At 46.7% G+C, this 16,429-nt stretch carries 13 protein-coding genes and 1 pseudogene; 4 read left to right on the top strand and 10 right to left on the bottom strand.

Annotated elements, in window-relative coordinates; all coding sequences use genetic code 11:
- Nucleotides 1–98 precede the first annotated feature (98 nt).
- The 4 genes and pseudogenes from A6E01_RS01085 to A6E01_RS01070 form a co-directional block, all read right to left on the bottom strand.
- Nucleotides 99–1,055, bottom strand: a pseudogene (locus tag A6E01_RS01085) (type IV pilus secretin PilQ); the annotation flags it as partial.
- Nucleotides 1,056–1,236: 181 nt separating this feature from the next.
- The gene (gene pilO, locus A6E01_RS01080) at nucleotides 1,237–1,719 is read right to left on the bottom strand and encodes a type 4a pilus biogenesis protein PilO (protein WP_237334481.1); all 483 of its coding nucleotides are present in this window, start codon (nucleotides 1,717–1,719) and stop codon (nucleotides 1,237–1,239) included.
- Between the two features lie 74 nt (nucleotides 1,720–1,793).
- Complete coding sequence (locus A6E01_RS01075; RefSeq protein ID WP_065209406.1) at nucleotides 1,794–2,339, bottom strand: PilN domain-containing protein; 546 nt, start codon at nucleotides 2,337–2,339, stop codon at nucleotides 1,794–1,796.
- A complete protein-coding gene (locus A6E01_RS01070) occupies nucleotides 2,336–3,184 on the bottom strand; it encodes a hypothetical protein (RefSeq protein ID WP_065209405.1) in 849 nt (282 codons plus the stop codon). Before A6E01_RS01070 ends, A6E01_RS01075 begins: the two co-directional genes overlap by 4 nt.
- 132 nt (nucleotides 3,185–3,316) lie before the next feature.
- On the opposite strand from A6E01_RS01070, the gene A6E01_RS01065 reads away from it, so the two are divergent.
- Complete coding sequence (locus tag A6E01_RS01065; RefSeq protein WP_065209404.1) at nucleotides 3,317–5,959, top strand: penicillin-binding protein 1A; 2,643 nt, start codon at nucleotides 3,317–3,319, stop codon at nucleotides 5,957–5,959.
- Between the two features lie 44 nt (nucleotides 5,960–6,003).
- Here A6E01_RS01065 and oxyR read toward each other — a convergent pair whose 3' ends face one another.
- On the bottom strand, nucleotides 6,004–6,888 hold the full coding sequence (oxyR, locus tag A6E01_RS01060; RefSeq protein ID WP_065209403.1) for a DNA-binding transcriptional regulator OxyR: 885 nt from the start codon (nucleotides 6,886–6,888) through the stop codon (nucleotides 6,004–6,006).
- Nucleotides 6,889–7,027: 139 nt separating this feature from the next.
- Between oxyR and A6E01_RS01055 the strand changes: the two genes are divergently transcribed.
- Together A6E01_RS01055 and A6E01_RS01050 are read left to right on the top strand one after the other, a co-directional pair.
- Nucleotides 7,028–7,756: a glutathione peroxidase gene (locus A6E01_RS01055; RefSeq protein ID WP_065209402.1), complete on the top strand. Its 729-nt coding sequence runs from the start codon at nucleotides 7,028–7,030 to the stop codon at nucleotides 7,754–7,756.
- A gap of 145 nt (nucleotides 7,757–7,901) precedes the next feature.
- Complete coding sequence (locus A6E01_RS01050) at nucleotides 7,902–9,353, top strand: dihydrolipoyl dehydrogenase (protein ID WP_065209401.1); 1,452 nt, start codon at nucleotides 7,902–7,904, stop codon at nucleotides 9,351–9,353.
- Between the two features lie 62 nt (nucleotides 9,354–9,415).
- Here A6E01_RS01050 and A6E01_RS01045 read toward each other — a convergent pair whose 3' ends face one another.
- The 5 genes from A6E01_RS01045 to argC all read right to left on the bottom strand — a co-directional run bounded on the left by A6E01_RS01045 (nucleotide 9,416) and on the right by argC (nucleotide 15,046).
- Nucleotides 9,416–9,763, bottom strand: coding sequence for a RidA family protein (locus A6E01_RS01045; RefSeq protein WP_065209400.1), 348 nt, complete (start codon nucleotides 9,761–9,763; stop codon nucleotides 9,416–9,418).
- 239 nt (nucleotides 9,764–10,002) lie between these two features.
- Nucleotides 10,003–11,877: an argininosuccinate lyase gene (gene argH / locus A6E01_RS01040; RefSeq protein WP_017029425.1), complete on the bottom strand. Its 1,875-nt coding sequence runs from the start codon at nucleotides 11,875–11,877 to the stop codon at nucleotides 10,003–10,005.
- A gap of 53 nt (nucleotides 11,878–11,930) precedes the next feature.
- On the bottom strand, nucleotides 11,931–13,145 hold the full coding sequence (locus tag A6E01_RS01035; protein WP_065209399.1) for an argininosuccinate synthase: 1,215 nt from the start codon (nucleotides 13,143–13,145) through the stop codon (nucleotides 11,931–11,933).
- A gap of 77 nt (nucleotides 13,146–13,222) precedes the next feature.
- Complete coding sequence (gene argB, locus A6E01_RS01030; protein WP_017029423.1) at nucleotides 13,223–14,005, bottom strand: acetylglutamate kinase; 783 nt, start codon at nucleotides 14,003–14,005, stop codon at nucleotides 13,223–13,225.
- Between the two features lie 21 nt (nucleotides 14,006–14,026).
- The gene (argC, locus tag A6E01_RS01025) at nucleotides 14,027–15,046 is read right to left on the bottom strand and encodes an N-acetyl-gamma-glutamyl-phosphate reductase (RefSeq protein ID WP_017029422.1); all 1,020 of its coding nucleotides are present in this window, start codon (nucleotides 15,044–15,046) and stop codon (nucleotides 14,027–14,029) included.
- A 131-nt stretch (nucleotides 15,047–15,177) separates the two neighbouring features.
- Between argC and argE the strand changes: the two genes are divergently transcribed.
- Nucleotides 15,178–16,341, top strand: coding sequence for an acetylornithine deacetylase (gene argE, locus A6E01_RS01020; protein WP_017031409.1), 1,164 nt, complete (start codon nucleotides 15,178–15,180; stop codon nucleotides 16,339–16,341).
- Nucleotides 16,342–16,429 lie beyond the last annotated feature (88 nt).

Below are 16,429 nucleotides of genomic sequence, written 5' to 3'. Positions count from 1 at the left end.
CTGCTATAAAAGTCAGTGTTGATGAGTGGCGCCAAGTTCCTCACAGATGAATCGTGATAAGACCCGAAATTATCTGGATTTGCCATCAACAATGCAAATTATATTTTATCTTTTTTTGGAAACAGGATGGAAGGCGTGACAAATATCAGCAACTCACTGCGTCCAAACTTGTCAGAAGTGCGTTTAAAAAAGCGGCCAAGCCAAGGAATATCAGATAGATAGGGCACCTTCTCCACATTGCGAGTGATGGTTTTCTGATAGATGCCACCTAACACTATGGTCTCACCATTATTCACTAAAACTTGCGTTTGAATACGCTGGGTATCGATGGCGACTGATTCACCTATCCCTGTTTTCACCACTTGACCCGGTCTATCTTGGGTAACATGCAGGTCCAGAACCAGCTTATTGTCCGGGGTGATTTGAGGAACCACCTTTAAACTGAGCGCCGCTTTTCTAAAAGAGATAGAGGTAGCGCCACTCGAGGCAGCCTCTAGATAAGGAATTTCGGAGCCTTGCTCAATATATGCAGGCTGTTTATTAGTGGTGATGAGTCTAGGACTAGAGATAATTTCCGCTCGCGATTCAGCTTGAAGGGCAGAAAGCTCTAGATCTAAGAGGGTATCAGAGCCTAGCTTTGCCAATTGAAAGGCTAAGGTTGACGCGTTCGGATTAGCAAGGCCTAGGTTCACATTTAGGTGATCCTCAAGTTCCACACTGCCCCTTGACGCCTCAATACTTGGGGTGATTTTTGAGTCGACATTGATGTTAGTAACCCCCCACCGCACTCCTATCTCATCTAACTCCCCCTCATTAATGGTCACTATTCTGGCTTCTATTTGGACTTGCTTTACAGGAATGTCGAGTGAGTCGATGATCTCGGTGATTCGTTGCAGATTGTCAGGGTGATCGTAAATTAACAGAGCATTGGTTCTTTCATCTACCGCAATCGAGCCAAGCTCAGAAACCGTGCCTACCTTGCGGTGATGATCGAGAATAGCGGCGATATCCGATGCCTTAGCGTATTTAATCGCAAACAATTGAGATTCGAGTTTGATCGGCGGGCTTACCGTTGGGAAGTCAGACTCAGAGAGTGATGGCGATAACGAGTCTTCCTTAGGCTCGACGGGAGGTAATTCTACTTGGTCATCTAGTGAAGAGAACCATTGAGGCTCGGAAGCCAAAGAAAATGGTCCGAAAGATAAGGTGATAACGAGTAAATAGATCGAGCGCATATTATTGGGACTCTGCGCTTTCAACTGTAAAAAAGCTCAACCTTAGTCGTCCATCAATCTTTGTCGTATCAACAGAGTGCCTAGACAGACTCAATTCCTTAATGGTGACCACTTCAGAAAAGCGAATACACCTTCTCAAGAACTGCGCTATCTCAGAGAAGTTTCCTTTAAGGTCTACCACTAGATGCTGACTATGCTGCTGTTGCTCCCATTGCCAAGACGATATCTCCATTGATGAATCAGTCAGACCAGATGATAGATAGTTAAACACAACCGTTTTGGATTGCGGGTTAGGTACAGAGACAGCTAGCTTTCGATACCGGTCTCGATAATCAATTTTCTGGTCATCCAGCTGCTTCAACTTTCTCAAATACATAAGGTGACTCTGTTGTTGCAAAGCCAGTTCATCGAGTAGCTGTGCCTGAATGGCCTTATTGTGTTGCCCCCACACACTCCAAAGGATCCCTCCAATAATAACGGCCATAGCAAGGCCGAAAGTGTTGACCCACTTTGTGGGAAGTTGGAATAAACGTCGCCAATCATAAAACAGCAACCAACTCAAAATGAGTTACTGCCTAGCTGGAATGAAATTTTGAACTGATTTGAGCCTTGGCCTTTTTCGGTCATTATTGGCATCAATTGTTCAATTTGTAGATGCCTTACCTGAGCCTCACTGGCCAAACCATCAATAAATGGTCTCAATTGATAAAGAGCCTCGACACTTCCTTCTATGACGCATTCTTGCATCAGACAATGGAGCGCTAGCAAGCTGACACCCTCGATTGAAGATTTGTCAGGTAACACATCGATAGGTAAAGGTAACTGTCTGAGGCGTTGCTGGTTTTGCAATCGGGTAAGCCTCTTTTGCCACAGCGCTTGCTCGTTGTTCTCCTGCGTTTCATCTGCGTAAATCGTCTTTACTTTGATCACTTCTGATTGAAGGGTGTTCAACTCGAATTCGAGATTATGTTGATACTGCCGCTCCAGAAAAGAAACGACTATAAACCCTAGTATGGTAAGTAAACTTGGCACACTAACTCGGGTGAAGAACCTCCACTTCTGCTGATATGCTTGCCTCTCTCGCCAGGGAAGTAGGTTAATCATTGAGAAGCCTTAGACCAACTGTAAGCGCCCATTGCGCAGGCTAACGCTGGGTAATAGGTGGCAAAAGAAGTTAAGCCTTTTCCAGTATGGGTGAGCGACGCATCAACTAAGTTGATTTCTGAGTTATGCATGAACAACTTATTGAGTTCAGCAATCCTGTCTGCACATCCATAGACCAGCAAAGTCACCCTCTCTTTATCCGCATCAGCCGATAAGCTGGCAAAGGCGTGAGTTAAGTTCTGAAAAAGCTCAGATAGACCCTGCTTTGTCATATCAAAAACCATTGGCAGACCTTGTTGATTAAGTGATACCACCATTCGGCCTTCCGTTATTTCGATAAAGCCATCCACCCTATTTTCATCAGGTAATTCGAGCTCTTGGCTCAGCGCATGAAGATCAGTCAATACCCAGCCCACTACATCTACTGACAATGCACATCGCTCTAACAAACGAGTGAGTGCGTCTTTTTTACAGATGTAGAGTTCAAGCTTCTGCTCGCCATTAATAACCTCATTCTTTCTGTAATCGTGTACCAATTCCTCCTTGGTGATTGTGCTAGAGAGCTGCTCCTGAACGTGCATTGCGATCTCATCTTCGAGTAACGATGCATTTATTACAGAACTTTTACTTAACACCTCTTCAAAATTAAGGCTTATTGACACACAATTTCGCCATCTAGGTAACCGCTTTTTTAACTTTGCCCATGCGCTTTTCCAGTCTTGTTTTTCTTCCCATAAAAATGTGAAGGCAGCGTCTATTTTCCAGCCCGTTTTACTACGGCGGATCACGACACAATCAAGCTTATTTTGGCGCACCGAAATGCCGGAAAACGTGGAATAAAGCATACAAATCCCTATTAAATGCGATAAAGATCAAAAATATAGGTAGCAGGGTAAAAAAGGGGTTACACTAAGTTATTGTTTACGCTCGTTATAAAACTGAGCAAATTTCAATCTTCCAAAAACAAGGAAACTTGGGTGAAGTTCATAAAGATTACATTGGTCCTTGCACTGGCTTGCATTGTTCTTGGGCTAGGTACAATTTTTGGTTTTTATTACTACCTAAAACCACAATTGCCAGACGTGGCAACGTTGAAAGATGTTGAACTACAGACACCGATGCAGGTGTATACACACGATGGAAAACTGATTGCTCAGTTTGGTGAAAAGCGCCGTATTCCTCTTACGTTGGACGAAATGCCACAAGAGTTAGTCGATGCGGTTATCGCTACCGAGGACAGTCGTTTCTACGAACACTTTGGTTTTGACCCAATTGGTATTACCCGTGCCGCAATCGCTGTTATCTCAACAGGTTCTGCCAGCCAAGGTGCAAGTACCATTACCCAGCAGTTAGCCAGAAACTTCTTCTTGTCCAACGAGAAGAAAATAATGCGTAAAATCAAAGAGATATTTATCGCAGTCCATATTGAGCAACTGCTGACCAAGCAAGAAATCCTTGAGCTTTACCTGAACAAAATTTACCTAGGACACCGCTCCTATGGTGTAGGTGCTGCGGCGCAGGTTTACTTCGGTAAAGAGCTGAAAGATTTGAGCTTAGGTGAACTTGCTGTCATTGCAGGCCTACCTAAGGCCCCGTCAACCATGAACCCAATCTACTCAATCGATCGTGCAACCACACGTCGAAACGTAGTGTTAGGTCGCATGCTAAGCGAGAAAAAAATCACTCAGGCGCAATTTGATGAAGCCCGAGCAGAGGATCTAACCGGCGAAGCGCACGGCGCAGAGATTCAAGTACGTGCACCCTATGTAGCAGAGATTGCTCGTGCATGGATGGTGAAAAAGTTTGGTGAAGAAGAAGCGTATACCTCTGGAATGCGCATCTACACAACCGTTGATTCTAAGCTGCAAAACGCGGCCAACATTGCCGCGGTTAATAATCTGATCAGCTACGATGAACGTCACGGTTATCGCGGTGAAGAAAAGGTTGCTTGGGAGCCCTCTGCGACAGCAATGGACCAGGATGAAATTCAAAAATACCTTCGTTCTCAACCTAGCTATGGCGCTATGCGCCCAGCAGTCGTCACCAAAGTAGAAGGCAAAACCGCTCAGGTATTTGTTAAGAGTCATGGCTACCAAACCATAGAATGGGATGGCATGAGTTGGGCTCGCCGCTACAAAACAGATGAAAGACAAGGCCCCGCACCAAAAAGCGCTTCTGACATCGTCGAAGTGGGTCAGCAAGTATGGGTTCGTCCAACCGATATTGCTCGCGCTTTAACCCCGGCCCCTACCACTGAGGCAGAGGAAGAAGCGGCAGAAGAGCAGCAGCCTATCGTGTGGCGTTTAAGCCAGATCCCGAATGCGAATACGGCGATGGTGTCTATTGAGCCTACATCAGGTCGTGTTACCTCTCTAGTGGGTGGCTTTAACTTTGTGCATAACAAGTTTAACCGTGCCACTCAGTCTCTACGTCAGGTGGGCTCTAGCATCAAGCCATTCATCTATTCTGCAGCAATCGATGACGGCATGACTCTAGCGACCTTGATCAACGACGCCCCTATCAACCAGTGGGATGAAAGTGCAGGTACGGCATGGCGACCTAAGAACTCACCGCCAACCTACCTTGGGCCAACACGTCTTCGTATCGGTCTTGCTCAATCGAAGAACGTAATGGCGGTTCGTGTATTGCGCTCAGTAGGTCTTGACGATACACGTGACTACCTCACTCGATTTGGCTTTGCTAAGAAGAATACTCCGCGCTCAGAGACCATTGCTTTAGGTGCAGGTAGCTTAACGCCGGTACAGATGGCGCAGGGTTATTCAGTATTTGCCAACGGTGGCTACTATGTAGAGCCTTTCTACATTGAGCGCGTTGAAAACCCTTACGGTGAAGTCCGCTTCGAAGCAAACCCAACGGTTATCTGTAAAAAGAACTGTGACAACGAGTTAGTCAGCGATGTTTCAGAGTACGCTGAAAACAAAGACATCGAGCTCACCGAGCTGACCAATGAGGAAGGTGAAAAGGTAGAGTCAGTAGACGACACGCCTCGCTATGCACCTCGAGTTATCACACCACAAACGGCATTCCTAGTGCGTGAAATGATGTACAGCAATGTTTGGGGTGGCGGTAACTGGTCTAAAGGCACCGGCTGGAACGGTACAGGTTTCCGTGCTCAAGCCCTAAAACGCCGGGATGTTGGCGGTAAGACAGGTACCACTAACTCTTCGAAAGATGCTTGGTACAGTGGCTATGGTCCAAACGTAGTGGCGGTAACTTGGGTGGGCTTCGATAGCCATGATCGTAACCTTGGCCGTACTGAGAAAAACGCTAACCTAGGTAAGAGCCAGGTTTCTGGTGGTGAAGCCGGTGCTCGAACCGCCCAACCAGCATGGGTCGACTTCATGAAGGTAGCGCTGGAAGATACACCAGTACAGCGCAAGCGCGTACCACGCAAGATTATTCAAGCACGTATTGATCGTAGCTCTGGATTGCTGACTCAAAAAGCAGATGAGACGTCTCGATTTGAGTACTTCTTGCAGGGCACAGCGCCAACTGAGTATGAACCAGACAACTCAAGTAATAGCCTATACGGAGACGATATTTTCTCCAGTGGCGCCTCAGATGATGAGGACAGCGAAGACAGTGGAAGCTTGTTCTAGCGAACAATAATAAAGACCCGGCTCATTTGGCCGGGTCTTTTCTTTTAGTTCAGGCAATCTGAGATGTAACGAGCCAAGGATTCAAATCTCGGCTTGAACGGTGAACCTGGGCGATAAGCCAACACCAGCTTGCGACACGGCGTTGGGTTTTCCGCCGGAATATAACTCACCCCATCCTTTGATTTTTCATGGGGCACGGCAAGCTCAGGCAACAAGGTAATGCCACTGCCTGCTGCAACCATATTCCTTAAGGTCTCTAAGCTGGTTGCCTTAAATCGCTGATCGTCTTCAGCGCCAGCGGCAAAGCAGTATCCTAGTGCTTGATCTCTCAAGCAATGCCCATCCCCTAATGACAGCACGGTATTGCCGTTGAGTTTTTGCATATCAAAGCTCGACAACCCTCCCCATGGGTGGTTCTCTGGAACGGCAATCATTAGTGGCTCTTCGTAGATCTCGAGTTCTTTAAAGTGCTCCGTTTCCTTAACTGCCGCCAAGATAAGGCAATCTAACTTCCCTTCTTCCAACTGTGCCACCAATTGATGGGTTTGCGCTTCATACAGGAATAACTCTAGATCAGGAAAGTCTTGTTTTATCTTTGGGACAATCAACGGCATCAAGTATGGGCCTACTGTAGGAATAAAACCTATATGTATCGGCCCCTCCATCGAGTCTCCTTGTGCACTCGCCATCTCAGTGAACTGCTTTACCTCTGCCAGTATTTTTTTTGCCTGCTCCACCAACAAGAGCCCAGCATCAGTAAACAGCACCTTGCGACTACTGCGCTCCAACAATGCGGTGCCGAGTTCATCTTCTAGTTTACGGATTTGCCCACTCAAGGTTGGCTGGCTGACAAAACACGCTTCTGCGGCTTTTCGAAAGTGCTTATGTTCAGCTAAAGACACCAAATATTCAAAATCTCTAATATTCATCACTTTGATCTCGATAAGATTTATCTATTGAAACCATAGCATCAAACGATTATGCCTATCAAAAGAAATCGCTAATAATGGCTCCAACAAAACAGAAAAGGGCTAAGTCCCTAACTTAAATAATTAAAAGGACATCACTATGTTTGCATCTAAAGAAGGTCAAGCTGTACCACAAGTTAGATTCCCAGTTCGCGTTGGTGACGCATTCACTCAAGTAACCACTGACGACATCTTTAAAGATAAAACCGTTATTGTATTCAGCCTGCCAGGCGCGTTTACTCCAACATGTTCATCTAGCCACCTACCTCGCTTTAACGAGTTGTTCCCTGTATTCAAAGAGCACGGCGTTGATGAGATTGTATGTGTATCAGTCAACGATACCTTCGTAATGAACGCTTGGAAAGAAGACCAAGAAGCAGAAAACATTCGCTTCATCCCAGACGGTAACGGTGACTTTACTGATGGCATGGGTCTACTCGTTGATAAGAAAGAACTAGGCTTTGGTAAGCGCTCATGGCGCTACAGCATGCTGGTTAAAAACGGCGTTGTAGAGAAGATGTTCATCGAACCAAACGAGCCGGGCGACCCGTTCAAAGTTTCTGATGCAGATACCATGCTTAACTACATTGCTCCTGAATACAAAGCGCAAGAGTCAATCACAGTATTTACTAAACCAGGCTGTCCTTTCTGTGCAAAAGCGAAACAAAACCTAATCGACAAGAGTCTTCAATATGAAGAAGTCGTATTGGGTAAAGACGCAACCACAGTATCGCTACGTGCAATCACTGGTCGCTCAACAGTGCCACAAGTCTTCATCGGCGGTAAGCACATCGGTGGTAGCGAAGAGCTAGAAACATACCTAGCGTAAGCACTTCGTAACAAAGACCGATTCAATATAAGGCCCGCAAAACGGCGGGCCTAGTTGATATACCCAAGTGATATTAAGCTAGGTTTACCTAACGATGAGTGAACCCTTGGTTATATGAACTAACACAGAATTCTTAGAGGTTTCCATGAAGACATTGAACGTCGACGTAGCAGTAATTGGTGGTGGCACAGCAGGCCTTGGGGCTTATCGTGCGGCCAAAGCTCACACAGACTCGGTAGTCATGATCGAAGGCGGTCCTTACGGTACGACCTGTGCACGAGTAGGCTGCATGCCTTCTAAGCTATTGATTGCGGCGGCTGAGAGCGTCCATCAGATTGAGAAAGCACCGCAATTTGGTGTGCATCCTCAAGGTGAGATCCGTATAGATGGTAAGCAGGTTATGCAGCGCATCAAGAGCGAACGCGACCGTTTTGTTGGGTTTGTTCTCGAGGGCGTTGATGAGATCCCAGCGGAAGATAAGATTCGCGGTTACGCTCAATTTGTTGATAACTCGACACTCCTTGTAGATGACCACACACAGATCAATGCACAGCGCATTGTCATTGCGACAGGTTCAAGACCCGCTTATCCAGCAATATGGAATGAGCTAGGCGATAGATTGGTCATCAATGATGATGTCTTCGAGTGGGATGATCTTCCTCAATCCGTGGCTGTATTTGGCCCAGGTGTGATTGGCCTGGAACTAGGTCAGGCTCTACACCGCTTAGGCGTTGAAGTGAAGGTATTTGGTGTAGGCGGGCAAGTTGGCCCACTAACCGACCCTGAGGTAATGGCATACGCAGATAAAACCTTCCAAGAAGAGTTCTATTTGGATGCCGATGTAGAAGTAGAGAGAATGGTTCGCAATGAAGACAAAGTTGAGATCGACTTCATCAACCGCTCGGGTGAAACAGAACGCTTTGAAGTGGATTTCGTTTTGGCTGCTACTGGCCGTCGCCCGAATGTTGATAATCTCGGGTTAGAAAACACTCCGGTTGAACTGGATGCAAAAGGGGTGCCCACAGCTGACCCATACACAATGCAGACCTCGGTAGAGAACATCTTTATCTCGGGTGATGCAAGCAATCAAATCCCATTGCTTCACGAAGCGGCGGATCAAGGGCGTATCGCTGGCGATAACGCGGGACGCTTCCCGGATATCAGAGCAGGCTTGCGTCGCTCGACCATCTCGGCAGTCTTCAGCGATCCACAGATTGCAATGGTAGGTGAGTCTTTGCGTCAAATCTCACAGCGTCTAGGCACTTGTGGCTGCTTTGAAACAGGAACCGTATCCTTTGAAGGCCAAGGCCGCTCTCGCGTTATGCTGCGTAACAAGGGCATTTTGAATGTCTATGGTGAACAAGGAACTGGACGTTTCTTAGGTGCGGAGATGATGGGACCCAACGCAGAGCATTTAGCACACCTACTTGCTTGGGCGCATCAGAACAAGATGACCATCTCTCAAATGCTGGATATGCCTTTCTATCACCCAGTGATCGAAGAGGGTGTTCGAACTGCACTAAGGGACCTAAACGCTAAACTACACCTAGGCCCTGAGATGATTAAGCATTGCCTAGACTGTGGTCCTGGCTGTTAATCACCTTATTTGAATCAATCTAGCCTGCGACATTTTTCTTTCGAACCAATGTTGCAGGTTTTTTATTTTTCAGCGGCAACCACTGAAATTTCCACCAGCAAGGCCTCTCTTGCCATATCCGCAGTCACACAGGCTCTCGCCGGAGCATGCCCTTCTGGAATCCACGCATCCCACACTGCATTCATCTCTTGGAAATATTGCATATCTTTCAGGTAGATAGTGGCTGAAAGCATGTGCTCTTTATCACTACCAGACTCTAGCAATAGCTCCTCAACCTTATCCAACATGGTTTGCGTTTGTTCTTTGATGCCTTGAGTTGCATCTGCACAGACCTGACCACAAAGGTAAATGGTGCCGTTGTGCTTTACGATGCGACTCATGCGCTGTTTGGTTTGTTGGCGTTCAATCATGAGGTGTTGCTCTCTATAAAACAAAAAAAAACATTGTAGAGAAAATTTGCGCCGAAGGGATAGGCATTTAGCGTCAAAAAGAAGGGATTTGAGAAGTGAACTGCATAGAAAACAAAAGGCCCCTGAACTATCTCTGTTCAAGGGCCGTCTTAGAAACTGTCTAAGAAAAGCAGTGGTACAGTAATAGACCCTGCCCTTCCCAGTGAGTTCCTTTTAATTTCAACTTTTCGAGCTTTAGCTTAAGCCACGTTTACCTTAACGATCACTTGCTCATTGAGATTGAACTCAAGAGCCACCTCATCACAAGCGTGCTGACGAGGACATTGCTCACAGTCTTTGAGTACCTTCTCAGGCAGTAGCATCTTCGAGGTCGGAATAAAGCTGTGCTTCATAAAGAACTCAGGTGTACGAGTCAGTACAAAGACTTTCTTAATAGCCATTTGGCGCGCACGATCAACTAGGTGCTGCACAATAGCTGTGCCCTGCCCTTGACCTTGCCAGCCTGCTTCAACACCCAGAGAGCGAATCTCAGCAAGCCCTGAGTCATAGACATACAAGGATGCACAGCCCGTCACTTCACCATGATGCTCAGCGACCGCAAAGGAGCCGATATCGCGAATAAGCTCACTACGATTACGAGGTAGGTTCTCACCAAGACCAGCCCAGTACGCCACCATGCCTTCTAGGGTATCGATGTCCGTTAAGCGAGCCGCACGTACTTTCACCCCAGAAGTGTCTCTTTGCTCTAAACGTTGCTGAGCTTGATCTACCGCGTAAGCGACTTGTGTTGGACTCACGCCGCCAAGAGCAGAACGCTTTTCAAGACAAGAATCTATGGTCAGAATATCGTACACATCATTTTCAATGACCTCAGAGAACTGTTTTAGCTCTTCGAGAGTAAGCTCTTCCAACGCACAGCCCTTAGAAATCGCTGCAACCACTGCTACGCCTACAATATGGTGCGCTTCACGGAATGGTATGCCTTTCGCAACTAGGTAGTCCGCAAGCTCAGTGGAGTTAGCATAGCCTTGCTTAGCGGCCTCAAGCGTACGCTCACCGTTAACCTTGATGCCCTCAAAGCACAGTGCGGCCATTTCCATGCAGTCATTCCAAGTATCTAAGGCGTCGAATAGGCCTTCCTTGTCTTCTTGCATGTCTTTGTTGTACGCCAGTGGCAAAGCCTTAACTGTCATCATCATGCCAGCCAAAGAGCCGTACACACGACCGCACTTACCACGAATTAGCTCTAGTGCATCAGGGTTCTTCTTCTGCGGCATCAGTGATGAACCTGAGGTCACTGTATCGGCTAATTCAATAAAGTTAGATTCGCCAGAGTTGTAGAAGATCATATCTTCAGCTAGGCGAGATAGGTGCAGCATAGAGAGTGATGCAATAGACATTAGCTCCATCACATGGTCACGGTCTGATACTGAATCTAAGCTGTTGCGAGTGGCGCGACGAAAGCCAAGAGAATGAGCCAACTGCTCTCTATCCATTGGGTAAGCGGTACCCGCAAGAGCGCCAGAGCCTAAAGGACAAGTATCAAGGCGCTTAATAGCATCACTTAATCTTGAGTAATCACGCTCAAGCATCTCGACATACGCAAGACACCAGTGAGCAAATGTCACCGGCTGTGCACGTTGTAAGTGAGTGTAGCCAGGCAGAACAGTGCCTTGATGTTGCTCTGCTACTGAAACCATCTTGGTTTGCAGCTTATCAAGAGCAATCAACAGTTGATTGCCTTGCTGGCGACACCAAAGTTTTAAATCCGTAGCCACCTGATCATTACGAGAACGACCGGTATGCAATTTTTTACCAAGGTCGCCCACCTTACCGATAAGCTGCTGCTCAACCCACGAGTGGATATCTTCAGCGTCAGAGTGAAGGATCTGCTCTGGATCCTCCATCACCTCAAGCTTTAACTCATTAAGCGCCAGTTCAAGCTTCTGCTGTTCTTCTTCGGTCAGGACATCAACAGAATGCAGAGCCTTAGACCAAGCGATCGAACCTACAATGTCTTGCTCAGCCAATCGGTAATCAAAGCGAAGTGAATCGTTGAACTGTTTAAACCGAGTGTCTGCTGCTTGGGTAAATCTACCGCCCCATAATGCCATTGTTTTCTCCTGAAATTCCTTGGTCTAGTGCTTACTGTATTCTATTTTTGACGCTATTTCTTTAGTTCGTTAAGAGCGCGGATTCTGCTTGAAAGCGAGTATAGACGGATAAAGCCTTCCGCATGGCTCTGGTCGTACACTTCATCTTCGCCAAATGTAGCAAACTCTTCCGAGTAAAGGCTATTGTCAGAACGCTTCTGAATAACAGTTGCGTGTCCTTTGTACAATTTGATAACCACTTCACCGTTAACGTCTTGAGCTAGCTCTTCTGTAGCTGCAAGAATTGAGTTGCATAGCGGAGTAAACCAACGGCCATCGTACACTAGGTGAGAGGCTTTAACGCCCAACTCTTCACGGAATTCAAAAGCGGCTTTATCAAGCACCAGTTGCTCTACCGCACGCAGTGCTTCCATGATGATTGTGCCACCCGGAGTTTCGTAGCAGCCACGAGACTTCATGCCCACAAGACGGTTTTCTACGATATCGATACGACCAACGCCGTGCTTAGCACCTTTTTCATTTAGGTAAACCAGCGCGTTGTATGGCGTCATTTTCTCGCCATCAATTTCAGTCACTTCGCCTTTTTCAACCTTAACGGTCACCGTCTCTGATTCGTTTGGCGCTTGCTCTGGATCTACGGTCCATGCCCAGCAATCTTCGTTTGGCGCATTCCACGTATCTTCTAATACGCCGCCTTCTGTTGAGATATGCCATGCATTTGCATCACGAGAGTAGATCTTGGTCAACGATGCAGAACACGGGATATTACGCTCAGCAAGGTAATCTAGACACTCTTCACGGCTCACTAAATCCCACTCACGCCAAGGGGCAATCACATGTAGGTCTGGTGCTAGAGCAGCAAATGCGCCCTCAAAGCGAACTTGGTCATTACCCTTACCAGTACAACCATGACACAGTGCATCAGCACCCACTTTACGCGCTACTTCTACCTGCGCTTTTGCGATGATAGGACGAGCCATCGAGGTACCTAGCAGGTATTTACCTTCGTAGCATGCACCCGTCTTAAGGGTTGGGAAGATGTAGTCTGCAACCATTTCTTCTTTAAGATCAGCAATGTAGCAAGAAGATGCGCCCGATGCTTTCGCTTTCTCTTCAATGCCCTGTAGTTCTTCTTCGCCCTGACCTACATCAGCAACAAACGCCACAACCTCACAGTCATAGTTCTCTTTAAGCCAAGGAATGATCACTGAAGTGTCCAAACCACCTGAATAGGCAACGACAACCTTATTTACGCTTACTTTGCTCATAATAAATTCTCCGATAAGTAGGAAGGTTGTTGTTGCAACATTCCTAGTAATTTCCGTTCACTAAATGTAAATGCCTGTTATTCAGGCTGAAAAAGGGTGCCAACGTTTTGCCCTGCAAACAGTTGGTCTAATTTTTCTGGGTATCGCCACGAGGCTACTTGAATAGGTCGGCCCAAATCGCTTGCAGCTTGCAATGCGGCTTGAACCTTAACGATCATTCCATCGGTGATGACTTGTCCTTGAATCAATGCATCAGCTTGTTGTTCATTGAGACTCTCTAGCAGATGACCTTTGCCATCGAGCACTCCACTTACATCCGAAAGCAAAGCCAGTTCGGCATCCAGTGCACCCGCTACAGCAACCGCAGCTTGGTCTGCATTAACGTTCATCATTTGACCGCTATTTGTTAGACCAATAGAGCTGATGATTGGCAGTGTATTCGTCGCCAAAATCCCTTGCAATAGGCTTGAGTCTCCCGGAGCCGCTTTGCCTACCGCGCCAAGCTCAGGATCAAGTTGCTCAACCTTACACAATCCGCCATCGGCTAAACACAAACCCACTGTTTTTAAGCCCGCTTTGATCGCCTCACCTTGCAACATTTTGTTGGCGGTACCCGCTAGTGCGCCCGTAATAAGTGGGATCTGCTCAACAGGCGTGACACGCAATCCATCTTTCTTGGTAGAGGTTAATTGCAGGCTGTTTAGCAACTCATCCACTAAATAGCCACCACCGTGCACGATCACAATTGAACGCTGAGACTGTTGCGAAGCTTGCTCAATGGCCTTAAACAATTTAGATAGAGTCTCACTGCACTCCAGTGCGGCCCCACCTAATTTAATGACTAATGGTAATGTGCTCATAGCTGGTTCCTTTGCCATCGCTTAAAACAACGCCGTTGTTTCTGGGAATTGGTTACGAATATTCAAACACTGCATCGCCTGTGAGGATGCACCCTTTAATAGATTGTCGATAGCAGATGTCACGATTAAGTGAGAGCCTTTAACGCTCCAGCCGATATCACAGAACGGGGTATGCTCGACATCCTGAATCTTTGGCATTACTTGGTGTTTTAGTCTTACTAATTCAGCATCGCCATACGCTGCTTCAAATGCTTGCTCAACCTGCTCAGCCGATACGCCCTCAGCCAACTTAATGGTGATGGTCGCTAAGATGCCACGCTTAAAGTTACCGAGGTGCGGAGTAAAAATAACCTCCTGACCTAAATGGCTGGCAATCTCTGGTTGATGGCGATGAGTAAATACGCCATAGGCCTGCAAGCTCACTTCACAGAAGCTGTTCACTTGGCTCGCTTTGATGCCAGCACCTGATACACCACTGACCGCATTAATCACTGGCCACTGATGAGTATCTACCAAACCTGCTTCTAGAACTGGCTTGATGGCCAGCTGTGAAGCGGTTGGATAACAGCCTGCCACAGCAACAAGGTCGGTTTTCGCAATCTGCTGTTTGTTCCACTCCGCTAGGCCATACACGGCATTATCAAGCTCTGCTAAGTGCTGATGCTTAAAGCCGTAGTATTCTGGGTAGAATCCTTCAGCCTGAACTCTGAAAGCACCCGATAGATCAAACACCTGACAACCTTGGGCTAAAAACAGTGGCGCTAGGTCGTGACTCACTTGGTGCGCCGTAGCAAGGAAAACCACATCTACCGATTGAGCCACTGCTTCTACATCTTCTAGAGGCAATAACGGCATATCAATCTTGCCTAATAACTTGCCATGTAACTGACTAATAGGCTTATTTGCGTCTAGGCTGTTGGCTGACACGTACAAACCTGATAGCGTGAGGCTAGGATGTTTAAACACCATATTTGCGAGTTCAGCGCCTGTGTAGCCGCTAGCTCCGATAATCGCTACTTTTAGTTGTTTTTCGTTACTCATCAACCGACTCTGCATTTTTGATTATAAATGTAATAAAAAATACTTATTGTGCTTTTTTATTCATTTCTTGTGACTTATTATGTGTTTTAACCTTTCATCAGTTATCTGTCAATAGTGGATACGAAGATAATATGCCAATACCTAAATTTGTTGATATTTACCAAGGCTTGATAAGCACCTCTTCCATTAGTTCAAGTGACCTAAAATGGGATGAAGGTAACGCTCAAGTTATCGCGAAACTGGCCACCTGGTTTGAGGACCTAGGCTTTACCGTCACCACGGAAGAAATCGAACCGGGCAAGGTGAACCTGATGGCTCAATTGGGCAGCGGCGAGGGAGGACTTCTTCTCGCTGGACATACCGATACTGTGCCCTTTGATGAAGGACGCTGGAATTTCGACCCACATCAACTGACGTTGGCGGATAATCGCTACTACGGTTTAGGTACTGCGGATATGAAAGGCTTCTTTGCCTTTATTCTTGATGCGGTAAAACAGATGAAAGCCAGTGGCACAGATTGGAGCGCACAAACCAAGCCCCTATACATTCTTGCGACCTGTGATGAAGAAACCACTATGCTCGGGGCAAGGCATTTCACCAAAGAAGCGCCATTTAAGCCTGATTATTGCATCATTGGCGAGCCGACTAGCTTGGTACCCGTGCGTGGTCACAAAGGGCATATGGCTAATTCCATTCGTATTACGGGTAAATCAGGCCACTCCTCTGATCCTGCCCTAGGTATTAATGCCATTGAGATCATGCATGAGGTGATGTATTCGTTAATGCAATTGAAGCAGAGACTGGTAAAGGATTACCATCACCCTGGCTTTGCCATCCCAAGCCCTACGCTGAATCTTGGGCACATTCATGGTGGTGACAGTGCCAACCGTATCTGTGGCTGCTGTGAACTGCACTATGACCTAAGGCCTTTGCCAGGGCTAAGCCTTGAGAGCCTTGATCAGCTTCTTCAAGAGTATCTGCAACCAATCATGCAAAAGTGGCCGGGCCGTTTGGATATTACGCCTCTGCACGAGCCGATACCCGGCTATGAATGCCACGCTGAGCATCATTTTATTCATGAGATGCAGGACATTTGCGAAACAGAATCTCAAACCGTCAACTATTGCACCGAGGCACCGTTTTTACAGGAGTTGTGCCCGACCTTAGTTATGGGGCCAGGTTCTATCGATCAAGCTCATCAACCTGATGAGTATCTAAGCTTAGATTTTATTGACCCAACGATTGCAATACTCAAGAAATCCATAAATCAGTACTGTTTTTCAGACAAGTCGTAACAATTTATGAAATAAACTTTCAACACTAAGTTTACAAAAACCAGCGGTTATGATTGAAATCAATTTCAATGCTGGTTTTTCAAACAAT

The sequence above is a fragment of the Vibrio breoganii genome, from assembly GCF_001677275.1.
In the GTDB taxonomy this organism is placed as follows: domain Bacteria; phylum Pseudomonadota; class Gammaproteobacteria; order Enterobacterales; family Vibrionaceae; genus Vibrio; species Vibrio breoganii.
The sequence above is the reverse complement of the archived record's forward strand: the minus strand, read 5'-3'. Positions and strand labels throughout refer to the sequence as shown.